Annotated in this window: 16 protein-coding genes; 7 read left to right on the top strand and 9 right to left on the bottom strand. The window is 42.7% G+C overall.

What is annotated here, in order from left to right; genetic code table 11:
* Positions 1–122: 122 nt before the first annotated feature.
* The 4 genes from J7649_RS02460 to J7649_RS02445 form a co-directional block, all read right to left on the bottom strand.
* Entirely contained in the window at positions 123–560 is a 438-nt protein-coding gene (locus tag J7649_RS02460) for a 2-amino-4-hydroxy-6-hydroxymethyldihydropteridine diphosphokinase (protein ID WP_219309195.1), read from the bottom strand.
* The gene (gene folB / locus J7649_RS02455; protein WP_004645388.1) at positions 517–897 is read right to left on the bottom strand and encodes a dihydroneopterin aldolase; all 381 of its coding nucleotides are present in this window, start codon (positions 895–897) and stop codon (positions 517–519) included. The genes J7649_RS02460 and folB overlap by 44 nt, the downstream gene beginning before the upstream one ends.
* A gap of 136 nt (positions 898–1,033) precedes the next feature.
* Positions 1,034–2,332, bottom strand: coding sequence for an ABC1 kinase family protein (locus tag J7649_RS02450; RefSeq protein WP_004278767.1), 1,299 nt, complete (start codon positions 2,330–2,332; stop codon positions 1,034–1,036).
* Positions 2,333–2,390: 58 nt separating this feature from the next.
* A complete protein-coding gene (locus tag J7649_RS02445) occupies positions 2,391–3,161 on the bottom strand; it encodes a HesA/MoeB/ThiF family protein (protein WP_219310042.1) in 771 nt (256 codons plus the stop codon).
* Between the two features lie 484 nt (positions 3,162–3,645).
* On the opposite strand from J7649_RS02445, the gene J7649_RS02440 reads away from it, so the two are divergent.
* Positions 3,646–4,176: a pyridoxamine 5'-phosphate oxidase family protein gene (locus J7649_RS02440; RefSeq protein WP_044108878.1), complete on the top strand. Its 531-nt coding sequence runs from the start codon at positions 3,646–3,648 to the stop codon at positions 4,174–4,176.
* A 255-nt stretch (positions 4,177–4,431) separates the two neighbouring features.
* Here J7649_RS02440 and J7649_RS02435 read toward each other — a convergent pair whose 3' ends face one another.
* The 3 genes from J7649_RS02435 to J7649_RS02425 all read right to left on the bottom strand — a co-directional run bounded on the left by J7649_RS02435 (position 4,432) and on the right by J7649_RS02425 (position 8,503).
* Entirely contained in the window at positions 4,432–6,078 is a 1,647-nt protein-coding gene (locus J7649_RS02435; protein ID WP_219309193.1) for an AMP-binding protein, read from the bottom strand.
* Between the two features lie 270 nt (positions 6,079–6,348).
* Positions 6,349–7,485, bottom strand: coding sequence for an acyl-CoA dehydrogenase family protein (locus tag J7649_RS02430; protein WP_219309191.1), 1,137 nt, complete (start codon positions 7,483–7,485; stop codon positions 6,349–6,351).
* A 247-nt stretch (positions 7,486–7,732) separates the two neighbouring features.
* Positions 7,733–8,503, bottom strand: a complete 771-nt coding sequence (locus J7649_RS02425) for a 3-hydroxyacyl-CoA dehydrogenase (protein ID WP_219309189.1) — start codon at positions 8,501–8,503, stop codon at positions 7,733–7,735.
* 138 nt (positions 8,504–8,641) lie between these two features.
* Between J7649_RS02425 and J7649_RS02420 the strand changes: the two genes are divergently transcribed.
* Both J7649_RS02420 and J7649_RS02415 read left to right on the top strand, forming a co-directional pair.
* Positions 8,642–9,664 carry an AraC family transcriptional regulator gene (locus J7649_RS02420; RefSeq protein ID WP_219310040.1) on the top strand — a complete coding sequence of 341 codons (1,023 nt, stop codon included), beginning with the start codon at positions 8,642–8,644 and terminating at the stop codon, positions 9,662–9,664.
* Positions 9,665–9,892: 228 nt separating this feature from the next.
* Positions 9,893–10,246: a hypothetical protein gene (locus tag J7649_RS02415; protein WP_004278774.1), complete on the top strand. Its 354-nt coding sequence runs from the start codon at positions 9,893–9,895 to the stop codon at positions 10,244–10,246.
* 182 nt (positions 10,247–10,428) lie between these two features.
* On the opposite strand, the gene prmC is transcribed toward J7649_RS02415, so the two are convergent.
* Both prmC and prfA read right to left on the bottom strand, forming a co-directional pair.
* Positions 10,429–11,247, bottom strand: a complete 819-nt coding sequence (gene prmC, locus J7649_RS02410; protein WP_219309187.1) for a peptide chain release factor N(5)-glutamine methyltransferase — start codon at positions 11,245–11,247, stop codon at positions 10,429–10,431.
* Positions 11,247–12,335: a peptide chain release factor 1 gene (prfA, locus tag J7649_RS02405; protein ID WP_004645400.1), complete on the bottom strand. Its 1,089-nt coding sequence runs from the start codon at positions 12,333–12,335 to the stop codon at positions 11,247–11,249. The genes prmC and prfA overlap by 1 nt, the downstream gene beginning before the upstream one ends.
* A 345-nt stretch (positions 12,336–12,680) precedes the next feature.
* On the opposite strand from prfA, the gene J7649_RS02400 reads away from it, so the two are divergent.
* The 4 genes from J7649_RS02400 (at position 12,681) to J7649_RS02385 (ending at position 15,885) form a co-directional block, all read left to right on the top strand.
* Positions 12,681–13,097 (top strand): glycine zipper domain-containing protein, encoded by a 417-nt coding sequence (locus J7649_RS02400; RefSeq protein WP_004645401.1) that lies wholly within the window; start codon positions 12,681–12,683, stop codon positions 13,095–13,097.
* 245 nt (positions 13,098–13,342) lie between these two features.
* On the top strand, positions 13,343–13,798 hold the full coding sequence (locus tag J7649_RS02395) for a hypothetical protein (protein ID WP_004278778.1): 456 nt from the start codon (positions 13,343–13,345) through the stop codon (positions 13,796–13,798).
* A gap of 170 nt (positions 13,799–13,968) precedes the next feature.
* Positions 13,969–14,973, top strand: a complete 1,005-nt coding sequence (locus J7649_RS02390) for an LLM class flavin-dependent oxidoreductase (RefSeq protein ID WP_219309185.1) — start codon at positions 13,969–13,971, stop codon at positions 14,971–14,973.
* Between the two features lie 348 nt (positions 14,974–15,321).
* Complete coding sequence (locus J7649_RS02385) at positions 15,322–15,885, top strand: NAD(P)/FAD-dependent oxidoreductase (protein WP_219309183.1); 564 nt, start codon at positions 15,322–15,324, stop codon at positions 15,883–15,885.
* The last annotated feature ends 103 nt before the right edge of the window (positions 15,886–15,988 follow it).

The raw sequence follows: 15,988 nt of genomic DNA, 5'->3' as shown, positions 1-15,988 counted from the left end.
TGAATTTTTTTTCATATAAAAACAAAAAACTGCATCATAAAAAAAGCCTGATCTTGCTTGATCAGGCTGGTTAAGCATTCGTACTAGATAAATTTTATTAGCAGAAAATTAGGTGATTTGATTTAAATCAGCTGTTCAACTGTTGGAAAGCTATGTGAGCCATGCTCGAACATGGCATCATGCCAGATATCAAACATGGGCACTTTCACATCCAGAGCCAAGGGCAACTTTTTTTCATTAAACTGCATATGTTGAAGATCTGATCCCCAAGCAATCAAATCAACATCCAAAGTAATCTGATGGGATGGACGTACTCGCCCTGATGCCTGTTCCAGCTGTTTGAGCAGCTCAATCATGTCTTCACTAGACACTGAACTCCGCAATAAACACGCTGCATTCCAGTAATCTGCACCGATGCCATCGCGGCAAGGAATCATATAAATGGGAGAAAACTGAACTTCTCCCCATTCGGAAATACGTTGCTGTGCAGCTTGAAAGTGTTGCTGAGGATGACAATTACTCGCTAATGCTAGGGCGAAAATCGTTTCGATGGCGTTCAAGACGTATCCCTACAGAATTGGCTTGCGCGATAATGGCAGGCTTACGGATCGTAATATTAATCGATTCAATTGCTGTAAAGGTAGTAAAAAGTGCATTCAGCACTAACTTTGCTGCATGTTCAATCAATTCAGGCTTGGCGTCTTGAATGACTTTGCTGGAAATCTCACAAATTTCTGCATAATTCAGCGTATCTGCAAGTGCATCTGAGTTTGATGCCTGTTCTAAATCGGTTTGAATGGTCAAATCCAGCATTAGAGGCTGAATAATTTGACGCTCCCAGTTAAAGCAGCCCACGACTGTCTCAACCTTTAAACCTTCAATAATAATGGCGTCCATTGGATTGCTCGAGAATATGATATTTACAACTAATCTCCCTAAATCCCTCTTTTATAAAGAGGGACTTTTATCGCTTCTACTTTATCAAGCAATGAGAAACTCCTCCCTTTAGAAAGGGAGGTCGGGAGGGATTAAATTAATGCTTTAACAGCAGATTCGGATCCATGCTCTGCACCATCTGCAAACGCTGATCGGCATAGATGTCGGTATACGGCGCCAGAATACGCATGAAACGGTCGAAATACAGCATTTGCTTGAACAACAAGGCAAAGTCACGCGGGAACCGGATCCCGTGACGCTCACCCACAGCCACCATATCCATCATGATATCGTTCAGATCAGCAGGATTCGACGTTAACAATTCCTGTGGATCTGCCATCAACACGCCACTGAATAAACGCTCTAGATCAGCAGCCAAAACTTTGGTGTCTATCTGCACAGCGGTCATACCCATTTTCAGCATGTTTTGCGCCATCAGCTCATAATTGGTATGTTGCAATGAATCCATAAATGCCATACAGGCAGTCCATACTTCAGGCTTGAGCTGACCGACAATACCGAAATCAATAAAACCGACACGGCCATCTTCAAGTAGCATCAGGTTGCCTGCATGCAGATCGGCATGGAAACTGTTACACATCATCAAGCTGCCAAACCAGGTATTCATCGCAGTGATAAGTACTTGAGATGGATCTTTGGATACTTTTTTGACCACTTCAAAATCTGTCAAAGGCACACCGTATAAACGCTGCATGGTGAGCACACGACGGGTCGAATATTGATGATAAACCTTAGGTGCAGTGGCTGCCTGATTGTTGGTGATATTCAGGTAATTAACGAAATCATCCAGATTCTGTGCTTCTTCGATAAAATCGACTTCACGCACCATACGGGTTTTGATTTCTTCGACAATGTCAGCCAGTGAAGCAAACTTAACTTTCGGGACTGCTTTTTCCAGTAACTTGGTTGCCCAATGTAGGACGTTCAAGTCAGTGTACAAAATGGTCTCTACGCCCGGTTTTTGTACCTTAATCACGACATCTTCGCCAGACACCAGTTTGGCTGCATGTACCTGTGCAATAGATGCAGAGGCTAATGGCGTTTCATCAATCGATGCAAAGATTTCGTCGAGATTACGCCCTGCAAATTCAGAGGCTAAAACCTGCTGGATATAACTAAACGGCAAGCGTGGTGTCTGATCCAGACAGCCTTGAAATTCTTCAACGTATTCACGTGGAAACAGCGACGGCGTACTGGCAATAAACTGACCAAGCTTGATATAAGTCGAACCTAAGGATTCAAAAGTTTCACGCATCAGTTTGGCATTGCTCGGCTTTTCAGTGGCATATTTAAAGCCCGCCTTTGCCGCAACGACTGCTGTTTCTCCCATACGGGCAACTGAACGTATTCCATCTAACCAGATATTGTTTTTCATAATGTCTTAGGAAAAATTAATTAAACGCAGTGTAGCAAAAAAAATTCACTTTGCAGGCTTATCTTGCCTGACAGATTGGGCAATCTGTATCTTTTTCGAAAGTGAGAATCCGCTGCTTAAAACTCATACCATCCCACAACAACAGCTTTTGTCGAAGTGGCATCTGGCCCAATCCCAGATATAACAAGGCGTGATGTGCCTGCAAGCTGGCCATCACATTCGGTGTGGTCGCCAGTACACCGGAATCTGCACAGCGCAGACTTTCATCGGCCTGATTTTCTGGCGGGAACAGGCAGGCATAACAGGCGGAATCCCCTTCGACCATAAACAGCTGACCTTGCAAGCCAATCGCAGAAGCACTCAATAAGGGTACATTCAGCTCAACACAAATCTGATTGACCAGATAACGTGTGGCAAACTGATCACAGCCATCCAATACCAGATCCTGATGCTCGATCACACTTACTGCATTCTCAGCCGTTAAGGCCTGATTCACATATTCAACTTGTAGGTTCGGATTAACCTGACTCAGTCTTTTGGCCAGCGTTTCTGCCTTATAAAATCCAATATCCTGCGGTATAAATGCCAGTTGTCGCTGTAAATTACTCATCTCGATGGTATCCGGATCGATCAGGGTAATTTTTCCCACACCTGCACGTGCCAGAAGTTCTGCCAGTGCACAGCCTATCCCGCCACAACCAATAATGCAGACATTAGAAAATTTTAACCGTTCTTGAGCGTCAATATCCCAGCCATCCAGAAGAACCTGACGGCTATACAGATGCAGTTCAGCATCGGTGAGTTCGAATTCTGGGGATATGGCATCCATGTTAAATGTAGACAACGTCTTTCCTTGTTTCGAAAATTTTTAACAATGATCGCAAAAATTAGCTTTACTGAATTTTTTAAGGACTGATAAATCTCTGGAATATCAATCTCACATTCAATTCACAGCACATCAATAAATGGTTCGGCCATCGTTGATGGCAAATAGCATATCAGCTAAACGCTCGGTATCAAGATGCAGCGGCTATGGCTTGGCAAGATTTTTTGAATCACCTCAATTCAATGGTTCCGGCAAACAGCTTTTTCTCATTTATAAAAGGTGTCAGACCTGAAGTTTTTAAAATCTTTGCTATTGAATTACCCTGTAAATAGAGCAGCCTTGTTTAGCAATTCTGTAGTCTCTGCCTGTATTTGAGTATGAAAATGTATGAGTTCAGTGAGACCTAAGGCATCTGTCTCTAAATATGATTAATCTGAAAATACCAAGCAATCTTTTCAGCTTTCATAAAATCGTATGGAGAACATACATGACCGAGCATAACAATACTCAACATGATAATCGTGAAAAATTATGGGAATTGATCAAGGATGTCCGTTACACCATGATCAGCCATTTAACTGATACACATGAAATACACTCCCAGCCGATGACCATGCTGAACTCCGAACAGATGAACGAACGTCAAAACTTATATTTCATCCTGCGTAATACCAATGATCTGGTCAAAGCAGCAGAAACTGGCCGTGGTCAAATTGGCCTGTCTTTTGCAAAACCATCAGATGGTATCTATGTGTCGATCAGTGCTCATGCCCAGATCAGTACTGACCGCATTCTGATTGAACAGTTGTGGAATCCGTGGGCAGAAAACTGGTTTGAAGGCAAGGATGATCCGACCGTACGGGTATTGATTGCTGAAGCAGTCAGCGCAGAATACTGGAATGTCACAGATAACAAAGTTACCCAGCTTTTTAAAGCCTTAAAAGGCGGTGTTACCGGCGAAGCGGGCGAACCGCATGCAGAACATCAAAAAGTGAATCTACAAAGTAATATCTGGTAATGAATGAGATTTAGCCTCTTTATCTTAAGAGGCTAAATTTTTGATATATTTAATTTTAAATATTAATGTAATTTTACTGTAATGACATAAAAAATTATAATTTTTGCTTGCCTTAATCTGCTCTCTTAAAAATATAAGTTCGGGAAAATCAGCTCAATATCTGATTAAAATTTAAGTAGCAGATTTATTTCTTAAAAAACCAAAAGGCTGCTATGGCAGCCTTTGAACATTCAATCAAACAATTAATTTGAAAAATTAGCTGACTCGCTTCATCTCTTGAAGTTTGGCAACTTCCTGCTGTTTGAGTAAATTTCGCTGAATCTTGCCACTCGATGTTTTAGGCAAAGATGCCACAAACTCAATCTCTTTCGGATAGGCATGTTTGGATAAGCGTGAACGTACATAACTTTGCAGTTTCAACATCAAATCTTCAGTAGCTGGATATGCTGATTTAAGTACTACAAAGGCTTTCACAATTTCAGTACGTTCTGGATCTGGCTTGCCGACGACTGCAGATTCAAGCACTTCTTCACATTCAAGCAAAGTACTTTCTACATCAAAAGGCCCAACCCGATAGCCCGAAGTTGTAATGACATCGTCTGCACGCCCAATAAAATCAATACCGCCATATTCATTCAGCTTCACGGTATCACCAGTGAGATAATACTGCCCGACAAATGACTTGCGGTTGTGGCCTGCATAGCCTTCAAACCACATCAACGGTGAAGCTGCACAGTCAATTGCCAAGGTTCCAATCCCGCCTTTTTCTACTTCCTGATGTTCTTTGTCCAATACAGCAAAACGATGCCCAGGAATAGCAAAACCGGCTGAACCAACTTTTTTATAATGCTCCAAGCCATGATGATTGGCGATCACCATACCCAGTTCAGTCTGTCCATATTGATCGTAAATATTCACACTTAAATCATGATTGAACCACTGAATCACTTCAGGCGTGAGCGGCTCACCTGCACTGCTTACCACGCGTAAATGCGAACTGATGCCTGCATCAAATTTTTCTTTAAAGCCAAAGAACATGCGAAATGCGGTTGGCGAACCAGTCAGGTTATTCACCTGATATTTTTGAATGATTTGTACGGCATTATCGACACTAAAGCCACGTTCATCCATGATGATGCTGTGCCCTAAACTCAACGGCCCTGCAATACCATAATACAGTCCATACGCCCAGCCCGGATCTGCCAGATTCCAGAAGGAATCTTCATCTCGCAGATCTACGGCGTGCAGCATATAGCCTTTAAAGGCCAACAACGCTTTTAAAGGTACAGGAACCGATTTTGCCAAGCCTGTCGTACCTGAAGTAAACATCATCAGGAAGACATCATTAAACTGGCAATTTACCGGTTCAAACTCCTCTGGTTGTTGCTGTAAGGCTGTCCAGAAATCCGCATCTTGATAATTATTTGTCGCTGTTTGATGCACAGTCAGAATATTAGGAACATTGAAATCATGGAGTTTCAGTCGTTGTTCTTCATCAGTAACGATCAACTGGGTATTGGCGGTACTGATACGATGTTCAATGGCTTTGCTTTCAAAGGCAGTAAATAAAGGTTGGTAAATGGCACCAATCCGCCAAGTGGCCAATATAGTAATTAAGAGTGCTGGCGTTCTTGGCAGCAACCCTGCAATACAGTCACCAGCCTTTAAACCCAGAGAATGCATATAATTGGCCAGCTGTCCTGAAGCCACGGCCAGTTGTTCAAAGGTCCACTGCTCTGCATCTCCATTTTTACCTTCCCAGATCAGTGCAGTTCGGTTTTGACCCAAGTAGCGACCACAGCATTCGGTATACGCATTGATGTTCTCTGCGTTTCCAACCAGATGTTCTTGAACCATATTTTCAAAATTAAAATCAGCATATGCCTGTTCTAGTGTCTTCATGACGACAACCTCTTTCCTGTTGTAGTTTTCAGGCGACCTTGCCTGAGTTTGTCCATTTGTATTTGTTGTTCCTGCTGATTCCATCAGCATACTTTTTTAAATCTGCATTCATGCCCTAGGACTAGAACATGAATAAGGCTTATTTTTCGATTATTCGTACTGTATGTCTTTAGATCATCATGTTCAGTTAAATCCTGCAATTTCCATATCCATCAATAGTAAGTGCAGGATTTAAACATCAATCAAAGTCTGTTTTTTTAAATTAAAAAATCAGCGTTGACATACTTCACGTGCAATCACCAGTCGTTGAATATCTGATGCACCTTCATAAATCTGGCTCACTCGTACATCACGATAAATTCGCTCGACCGGAAAATCAGAGACATAACCGTAGCCACCATGAATCTGGATCGCATCCGAGCAGACTCTTTCTGCAATAGTCGATGCAAACAGTTTTGCCATCGATGCTTCTTTTAAACACGCCAAGCCTGCATCTTTTAATGTTGCAGCATGCAAAACGAGCTGACGTGCGGCTTCAATTTGTGTCGCCATATCTGCAAGCCTGAACGCCACAGCCTGATGTTGCACAATTTCTACACCAAAGGCTTTACGGTCATTGGCATATTCCACTGCAGCATCCAGTGCAGCCCGAGCCATACCGACAGATTGTGCCGCAATGCCGATCCGACCCGATTCAAGGTTCGACAAGGCAATTTTATAACCTTCACCCTCCCGACCTAGCAAGTTGGCAGCAGGAATCCGGCAGTTATCCAGAACGATGGTCGCGGTATCAGAACAATGCTGACCCATTTTCTCTTCTAGGCGTGACACGATATAACCCGGTGCATCGGTCGGCACCAGAAAGCATGAAATACCCTTTTTCCCTGCAGATTTATCAGTCACAGCAAAGACTAGTGCAATCTGTGCGTGTTTACCTGTCGTGATAAACTGCTTGGTACCATTTAGCACCCATTCATCGCCATCGCGTTCGGCTTTACACTCCAGCGAACTGGCATCCGAACCGGCCTGAGGTTCTGTCAAACAGAAACAGCCGAGCCATTCACCTGTTGCCAGTTTGGTTAAATACTGCTGTTTTTGTGCTTCAGTGCCATAACGCTGGGTAATGCCGCAAGGCAAAGAATTCTGCACACTGATAATCGTCGAGATTGCACCATCTCCTGCGGCAATTTCCTCTAGCGCCAAAACCAATGATACATAATCCAGACCTGCACCACCCCATTCTTCAGCCACTGTCATACCCAATGCACCAAGCTCACCAAGCTCTTTAAGTTCTTGTGCTGGAAATTGTGCCGTTTTGTCGCGTAAGGCCGCCGTCGGTTTCAGCTTCTGCTGCGAATAATTGCGCATCATGTCCTGAATCATTTTTTGTTCGTCATTTAAAATCATTGAACTTCCCTTTCTATATCTATTTTATTTACTTCAAGCTTTTTACTATTGAGATCGTTGGCACGTCGGATAAGGCGGCATGGATGTCGCCTGCGAAACTGAGATACAGGGATGTATCTTCAGTTTCGCAAAGGATTTTTGTTTCTTTTGATCCTTCAAAAGAAAATGCATGCTTGAGCAAATTCATTTAAATTCAATGAGAAATTTACAGATGTGCAAATCATCATGTCCTATATAAATCGAAGACTTATTTAGGCTGCATACGGATTGCGCCATCCAGACGAATGACCTCACCATTTAAATAACTATTTTCAAAAATATGTCCCACCAGCTGGGCAAATTCCTGTGGTTTTGCCAGACGTGGTGGAAACGGCACCATTTGCCCCAAAGCATCCTGGACATTTTGCGGCATGCCTTTCAGCATCGGAGTTTCCATAATGCCCGGCGCGATGGTCATGACACGGATCGCTTCACGAGCCAGTTCACGTGCCAAAGGTAAAGTCATTGCGACGACTGCACCTTTGGATGCCGCATAGGCAGTCTGACCAATTTGACCGTCATAAGCGGCAACTGAAGCAGTATTCACAATCACGCCACGTTCTTCTTCACCCGATTGCAACTCATATTTTGCAATTAAAGCCGCCGCATGACGCAACATATTAAAAGTACCATTTACATTAATATTGAGCACTTTTTGAAACATGGCTAATTCATGGATGCCGTTACGACCCAATACTTTGGCAGACGGTGCAATCCCGGCACAGTTGATCAAGCCATTCAGTTGACTATACGTGCTTTCAACATGAGCGAAGAAACTTTCAATGGCTTGTTCATCGGTAACATCGAGCTGTACAAACTCAGACTGTGCACCCAGTTGCTGCTGTAGTACTTCACCCTGCTCCTGATTCATATCGACCAGAATCACTTTGGCACCGTGTTCAACCAGATGAGTCGCTGTGGCTGCACCCAAACCTGAGGCACCACCGGTGATCACAATAACTTTTCCCTGAATGTTCATGTTTATTTCCTAGCGATTTTTCTATTTCAGATACGACTTAATATGCAGAGTAAACAGAGTTTTTATTCTGTACAATTTCCAAATATTGCATCTTGCATGATGTATTTGGACAATGAAAACAAGGATGTCAGACTGAATATGCATAAGCCTGCACTGGAATATAGCAAAGGCACCATCTCGATTGACCTGGTGAACGAAGCATTGCTGGATGCCAAACGGCTGCAATTTGATATCTCTGACATTCTAAAAAAAGTCAATATCCCAGCAGAAGTATTGAATGCTCCCAAGGCACGCGTATCCGTTAGCCAATTTGCCCAGTTATGGACTGTGCTTGCAGACAGCATGAATGACGAATTTTTTGGTATGGACAGCCATGCCATGCGTCGTGGTAGTTTTAAATTACTTTCGAAAATGGTCATGCAGGCAGATACACTGGAAAAAGCGCTGCAACATATTTTGCAATTTCTCAACCTGGTTTTGGACGATCTGCAAAGCACGCTCATGGTTGAGGAACACTATGCCTATATCGTGATTTATGATCTACAACAGACTAAACGCATGTTTAGTTATGCGACTTATCTGATGCTGATTCATACCCTGATCTGCTGGTTAAGTGGACAACGGATTTTGCTTAATCAGATTCAATTGAAATGTGCAGCACCCCTAGATGATTTTGATTACAAAGTCCGTTTTTGTGAACAGATTGAATATCAGGCCAGCGAAAATTACGTGCAATTTGATGCCAGCTATCTGCAATTGCCGATTAAACAGGATGCTCAGTCCTGGTATCAGTTTATTCAGCAAACCCCACAAAATTTATTGGTGCGTTTTAAAAACCCCTATGCCTTGAGCACCCAGATTCGCCGTCAATTACTGCAAGTTTCACCGGCAGAATGGCTGGAACTGAATGAACTGGCCTTAAAAATGAATATGTCTGAAGCGACCATGCAACGGCGTTTAAAAAGTGAAGGTGTCAGCTATCAACAGTTAAAAAATGAGATACGCCGGGATACCGCCATTGAATTGCTGACCCGTACTGAACAAAGTTTACAAGAGATTAGCGATCAGCTTAATTTTCAGGAATCCAGTGCATTTCATCGTGCATTCAAAAAGTGGACTGGCGTCAGTCCAGGCGCATATCGACAAAATAACATTAGATAATTTATATAAACTTAGACTTCAAAGATATTACCGAAAAATACTTAGATTCTAAGCATTTATTTTTATTATGATTATATATTTCAAGCCCTAAAACATATATTAGCAGGACTACACAGTCACCCAGAAAGCTTTGCAATTCACCCGGAAATAGATTATTTTTCATTCAATTTATAGCACTTTTGCTATTGGCTGTACTCTCCATTTTCCTTTCTAGTTGAAGGTATCTCCATGTTAAAGATGACTGATGTGCTTGGGCAAAATCTTGTCCAAAACTTCTCTAAAGCTTTATTTTCTTCGACTGATCTCATTACAGAACAGTTGAATCAAGGGATTTTAAATGCATCGGATGCAGAACTGAAAGATGCAATTCTGCACTTCTTTAACCAGGTAGATGCTGTGGAAGCGGCTCAGGCCCTCGAAATTCCGGCAGAACGTATCAATGAATTACAACAAGGTATTGCCTTGAAAGATGAAAAATCTCTGGCAGATACTTTAAAAGTTGTGGCACTTTGTCTGGCAATGGAAACTGGTAGTCTGGATCAGGTAGAAGTCTATGACTGTCTACAAGACTATCCAATGTAATTATTTTTAAAAATTCCTCGAAAGCGGTGCTCTGGCATCGCTTTTTTGTTTTTAGTTATACTGCGTTGGCATCATGTCATTCAAAATACTTAAGGTTTCAGATGCAGTCAGGAATTTATAAAGAAAAAATCCAATAAAAAAGCGACCACATCGGTCGCTTTTTTATAAAGATAGATGACAGATTAATGTGGCCATTGACCCAAAGTTACGCGATCATTCCCGCCATAATCTTTAACCGTGCGGACTTGCTTATAACCCGCCTGTTTAAATAGATGTTGTACGGCGTCTGCCTGATTATAACCATGCTCAAGCACCACCCAACCATTCACGGTCAAATGCTTCTTGGCTTGCAGAATAATCATTTCAATATCGGCCAGCCCCTTTTTATCTGCCACCAGCGCACGTTCCGGTTCAGTCGCCAGATTCTGCATATGCACATCATCAGCGTCGATATAAGGTGGATTCGATACAATGGCGTCAAAGAATTGACGGCCAAATGGCTTCAGCCATGAACCCAGAACAAATTCTACATTCTCAATATCATGTTGTTCCGCATTATATTTCGCCACCTCAAGCGTAGGCTCGTAGATATCGGAAGCCGTTACTGTCCAGTTAGAACGTTCAGATGCCAGTGATAAGGCAATTGCGCCAGTACCTGTACCCAAATCTACTACACGGGCATCTTCAGGCAGGTCTAACTTCAATACCGTCTCAACCAGTACTTCAGTATCCGGACGTGGCACCAAGGTATCTTTGGTGACTTTTAGATCCAGTGTCCAGAACGGTTGTGAACCAGTCACATAAGCCAAAGGCTCACCGGCAGCAATACGCGCCAACCCGTCTTTATAAGCTTGTTCCTGCTCAGAGGTTAATTCCTGATCCTTTTTCATCAGCAGATCAAATGAATCAATCTTGGTGATGTGTTCCAGTAACCAGGCATTTTCCTGACGTTCGTAACTTTCAGCTTCACCGCGCAAAGCCAGCGCTTGTAAAATATTCATTATCCACCATTCTGCTGTGCAAGCATGGCCAACTGATCCGCCTGATATTCGCGATGCAGGCTGTCTAGCAATTCGGTCAAATCACCTTCCATCACGGCATCCAGCTTGTATAAAGTCAGGTTAATGCGGTGATCTGTCATACGACCTTGCGGATAGTTATAGGTACGGATACGTTCTGAACGATCCCCCGAACCCACCAGGTCACGACGCATTTCCGAGGTTGCTGCATCTGCTGCTGCACGTTTGGCATTTTCTAAACGTGATACCAGCAGTGCCATCGCTTTGGCCTTGTTCTTATGCTGTGAACGCTCTTCCTGACACTCCACTACGGTGCCGGTTGGGATATGAGTAATACGTACTGCAGAATCGGTTTTGTTAACATGCTGACCACCTGCACCTGAAGCACGATAGGTATCAATGCGCAAATCAGATGAGTTGATTTCAACCGAGGTATCGACATCAATTTCAGGAAGAATCGCAACGGTACATGCTGAGGTATGCACACGGCCTTGTGATTCGGTCGCTGGTACACGCTGTACACGATGCGCACCACTTTCAAATTTTAGACGACCGTAAACCCCGTCACCATTAATCAGGCAGATGACTTCTTTATAGCCGCCATGTTCGCCTTCATTTTCAGAGAGGATTTCAATACGCCAGCCTTGGTTTTCCGCATATTTACTATACATACGGAATAAATCGCCCGAGAAAATCGCAGCTTCATCGCCACCGGTTCCGGCACGAATCTCAAGATAAGCCGAGTTGGCATCATTCGGATCTTTCGGAATCATCAGGATGTTCAGGTCAGCTTCAAGCGATTCAATTAAAGCTTTATTCTCTTTAATTTCTTCCTGTGCCATTTCCTTAAAGTCCGGATCTGACAGCATGGCCTGAGCCGTTTCGATGTCTTCTTCAGCCTGTCTATACTTGGTCCAGACATTGGTAATTTCTGTTAAGTCATTATGCTCACGTGACAATTGACGGAAGCGCTTATTATCAGAAATGACTTCTACATCAGCCAGTAATGCGGTCAATTCTTCATGGCGGTCAGAGAGTTGGTCTAATCGTAAACGTAACGATTCTTTCATTTTCTAAAAAATCTCAAACATAGGCTGTGACTAAAAACCGATTTAGCACAGCGAAATCAAAAAATTGCGCCTAGTTTAACGACTCTGGCTTCTAATGAACATCATTATTGAGTAAGTCCGCGTTGCTATCATTCATGCTCTACAGCATTTGTTAACAAATATGATTAAAAACAGTGGAATTGCTTTTTTTATAGTCGATCTTATTCTTATTTCTTGCCGATTTTACAATTCGCCAAATAAAGCAGGGAATTATGAAGAAACATCTTCATATTGTTTTGGGCATGATTTGTTACATTTTCCGCATCGAAATAACTACAGTCCTGTAGATGGACACGGAGTGATGACATGAAACTCAACGCACTTTTAATGAGTACAGTTTTAGCTGCTGGTTCAATGATGACCGTAAACGCACATGCCGACAGTACAGCGCGTGTTGCAGCAGCAAGTGCTTTAGGTAGTGTTGCAGGTACAGCATTAGGTAAAAACATGGGCGGTAATACCGGCGCAACCATTGGTGCTGCTTTAGGTGGTGCTGGCGGTGCAGCGGTTGCAAGCAGCAAAAAAAACCGGACTGAATCTGCCATTGGTGGCGCTCTAGGCGGCGGTGCAGGTTATACCGTAGGTAAAAATATGGGCGGTACTAACGGCGGTTATATCGGTTCAGCTTTGGGTGCTGCCGGTGGTGCTGCACTAGGTAACAAGATTGCAAAAGATAAAGCAGCTGAAAAACGCTCTAAACACTGGAAAAAACGTTACCGTTAATTTGCGCTCAGGCAGTTTAGACCAGACGCTACATTTAACATGAAAAGCACCTTTTGGTGCTTTTTTTATTGTGGCTTTAATACGTGAATTTTCAATTAATACATGGAATTATCCTGTCCACATCATGAATAAATTAAGGAGATAAAAATCACAATTCGCCAACACTGCCTTCATGCTGTTTTGCGCTTGCTAGATTAAATTTATCTCATCAACAAAATATAGCTAGATATATAAAAGGTGTCCTCATGAACTATAAATCTCTAATGATCGCTGTCGTAGCAACCTCAGCCATGGGTATGACAGCTGCCAATGCAGGCAATACAACCAATACAGCTTTAGCTTCTGCTTTGGGTGGTGTCGTTGGTGCCGCAGTAGGCAATAAAATGGGTGGTACCACTGGCGCAACAATCGGTTCAGCGATTGGTGGTGGTGCGGGTGCCGCAGTAGCAGCAAATAAACGTGACCGTAATGGTGCGATTATCGGTGGTGCCCTAGGTGGCGGTGCAGGTTATGCGGTAGGCCGAAACATGGCAGGCACCAACGGTGGTTATATCGGTGCAGCACTGGGTTCAGCGGGTGGTTCAGCTTTAGGTAAAAAAGTCAGCGAAGACCGTCGTTATGATGACCGCAGCGAACGTCGCTATAATTCTTCTCGTAACTACCGTTATAACGATTATCGCTATAACAACCGTCGTCGTTAAAATTCTCTCCCCTTATTCTTTCCTCCTTTATAAGCATCTTCGGATGCTTATTTTTTTTGCCTTTATTTTTTATCTTTATCTTTTAGTTTACACTTATATCGATTTTTTTCGATATACAAATACATTCTAAAGTCGTATGCTTTTAGAGATGTCTATTTAAGAGTAATACTATGCGTACGCTTAACGATACCCAGTTCTCTATACTCGAACTGGTTCCTGTTCGTGACGACAAGAGCATTCAATTCGCGCTAAACCATGCGCTGGAACTTGCCCAAGCAGCAGAAAAATTGGGTTATCGGCGGATGTGGCTGGCAGAACATCATAATATGGATGGCATTGCCAGTTCAGCAACCGCAGTTCTCTTAGGCTATTTACTGGCGAATACCAAAACCTTAACTTTAGGCTCTGGCGGAATTATGCTACCGAATCATGCTCCACTAGTAGTGGCAGAACAGTTCGGCACCTTGGCAACGCTCTATCCGGATCGTATTGAACTGGGTCTGGGCCGTGCTCCCGGTACCGACCAAATGACCATGCGTGCCCTGCGTCGTGGCCGTCAGGAAACCGAAGACCAATTCCCGCAGGATGTTCTGGAAATTCTGCAATATTTTAAAGATCCAATTCCAGGACAGCGTATTGTAGCAACGCCAGGTCAAAGCACGCATGTACCCGTATGGCTTTTAGGTTCCAGCCTGTTTAGTGCACAACTGGCGGCAAAACTTGGTCTACCTTATTCCTTTGCTTCGCATTTTGCCCCGCGTATGCTGGGTCAGGCCATTCAGCTGTATCGTGACAATTTCGAACCGTCTGAATATCTCGATCGTCCTTATGTGTCGATGGGTGTACCGACCTGTGTCGCAGATACTGATGAAGAAGCAGAATATCTAGCGACTAGTGCCTATCAGCGGGTTTTATCACTGATTCGTGGACAAAGCCTGAAACTTAAAGCACCAATTGACTCCATGAAAGGTCTGTGGTCGCCGCCGGAAAAAATGTCAGTCGATAATTTCTTTGCCATGGCTCAGGTCGGCTCCAAAGAAACCGTTAAAGCTGGGCTAGAATCGCTTTTGGCTAAATATGATGTGGATGAGTTTATCTTTACTTGTGACATCTATGACACTGACAAGCGCCTGCACAACTTTGAGCTATTAATGCAAATTAAAAATGGTCAGTAAATGAGAGTTGCATCTACCTATTCTCAGCAATGGGTAGATGTTTTTCATCTTTAAAGATAAATGACCAAAAGAAATATATCAGTAAAAGCATTTCTATCGACCTCCTCCATTAAAAAACTTCTTCCCTAAACGAACACTTCACTTCTTTTCCTTCATCCATCTCAGCAAGTTAAAAGTCATTCCTTTTGGATCGCATGTAAATCTATTCAGTCTTCAATAAAATCAGATTTTATATTTTGCTCAAATAGATGACTGTCTAAGTTAAATTTTTCACTTTACCCTGGCTTGAGTTTTTGTTTATATCTCATACAAAGAAAATTAATTATTAAATAAATTCAAGGAATTCTAATGTCTACCAAGCAGGATCTACACGCTGGTATTTTTGAAAATCGCCCCGAACATTTTCAGCAGTTTAATGGAATTAAAGTGCCCTCTTCCGAACTGTTAGAATTGGATTATGCAGATAAAGATATTGCGATTATTGGCACGGATCAGTTTACCGTGAGCCAGCTGGATAAAATCAGTCAACATGCCCGTTCGGTAAAAGTTTTCCAGATTAATCCTGCTTTTGTACTGCCCGGTTCCGACCGAATTCTGCAACGAATTATTAATCATCCGCTGATTGGTAAAAATCGCCGCTTATTTAACAACCGCATTAAAAGCCTGCTTTCTCTGCGGTTTTTAGAAAATCAGGTGCAGAATTTGTGGCTAAGACGCCAGTTAATGCCAAATCTTGCATCTTCCCGTAAAATTTATCTGAAATCAGATCATTATTATGCTGCCCTACAGCGTGAAAATTGCCACCTAATTACCTGGCCGATTCTGAAAATTTCGGAAAATACGATTCATTGTATCAATGGTGAGCAGCATCTGGTTGATATCATTATTCATACTTATTCAGCAGAAAAATAACTCACACTGGCGAGTAAAAATGAAAAATTGGTAAGCTAGTAATGAGATTTTTATTTACGTATCAAGAACCGACATGATGATTTATTCAACAAAATGAGCAAAA

Origin of the sequence: Acinetobacter lwoffii (assembly GCF_019343495.1) — a bacterium.
GTDB classification, from domain to species: Bacteria; Pseudomonadota; Gammaproteobacteria; order Pseudomonadales; family Moraxellaceae; genus Acinetobacter; species Acinetobacter lwoffii_P.
This window is presented reverse-complemented; position numbering and strand designations above follow the sequence as displayed.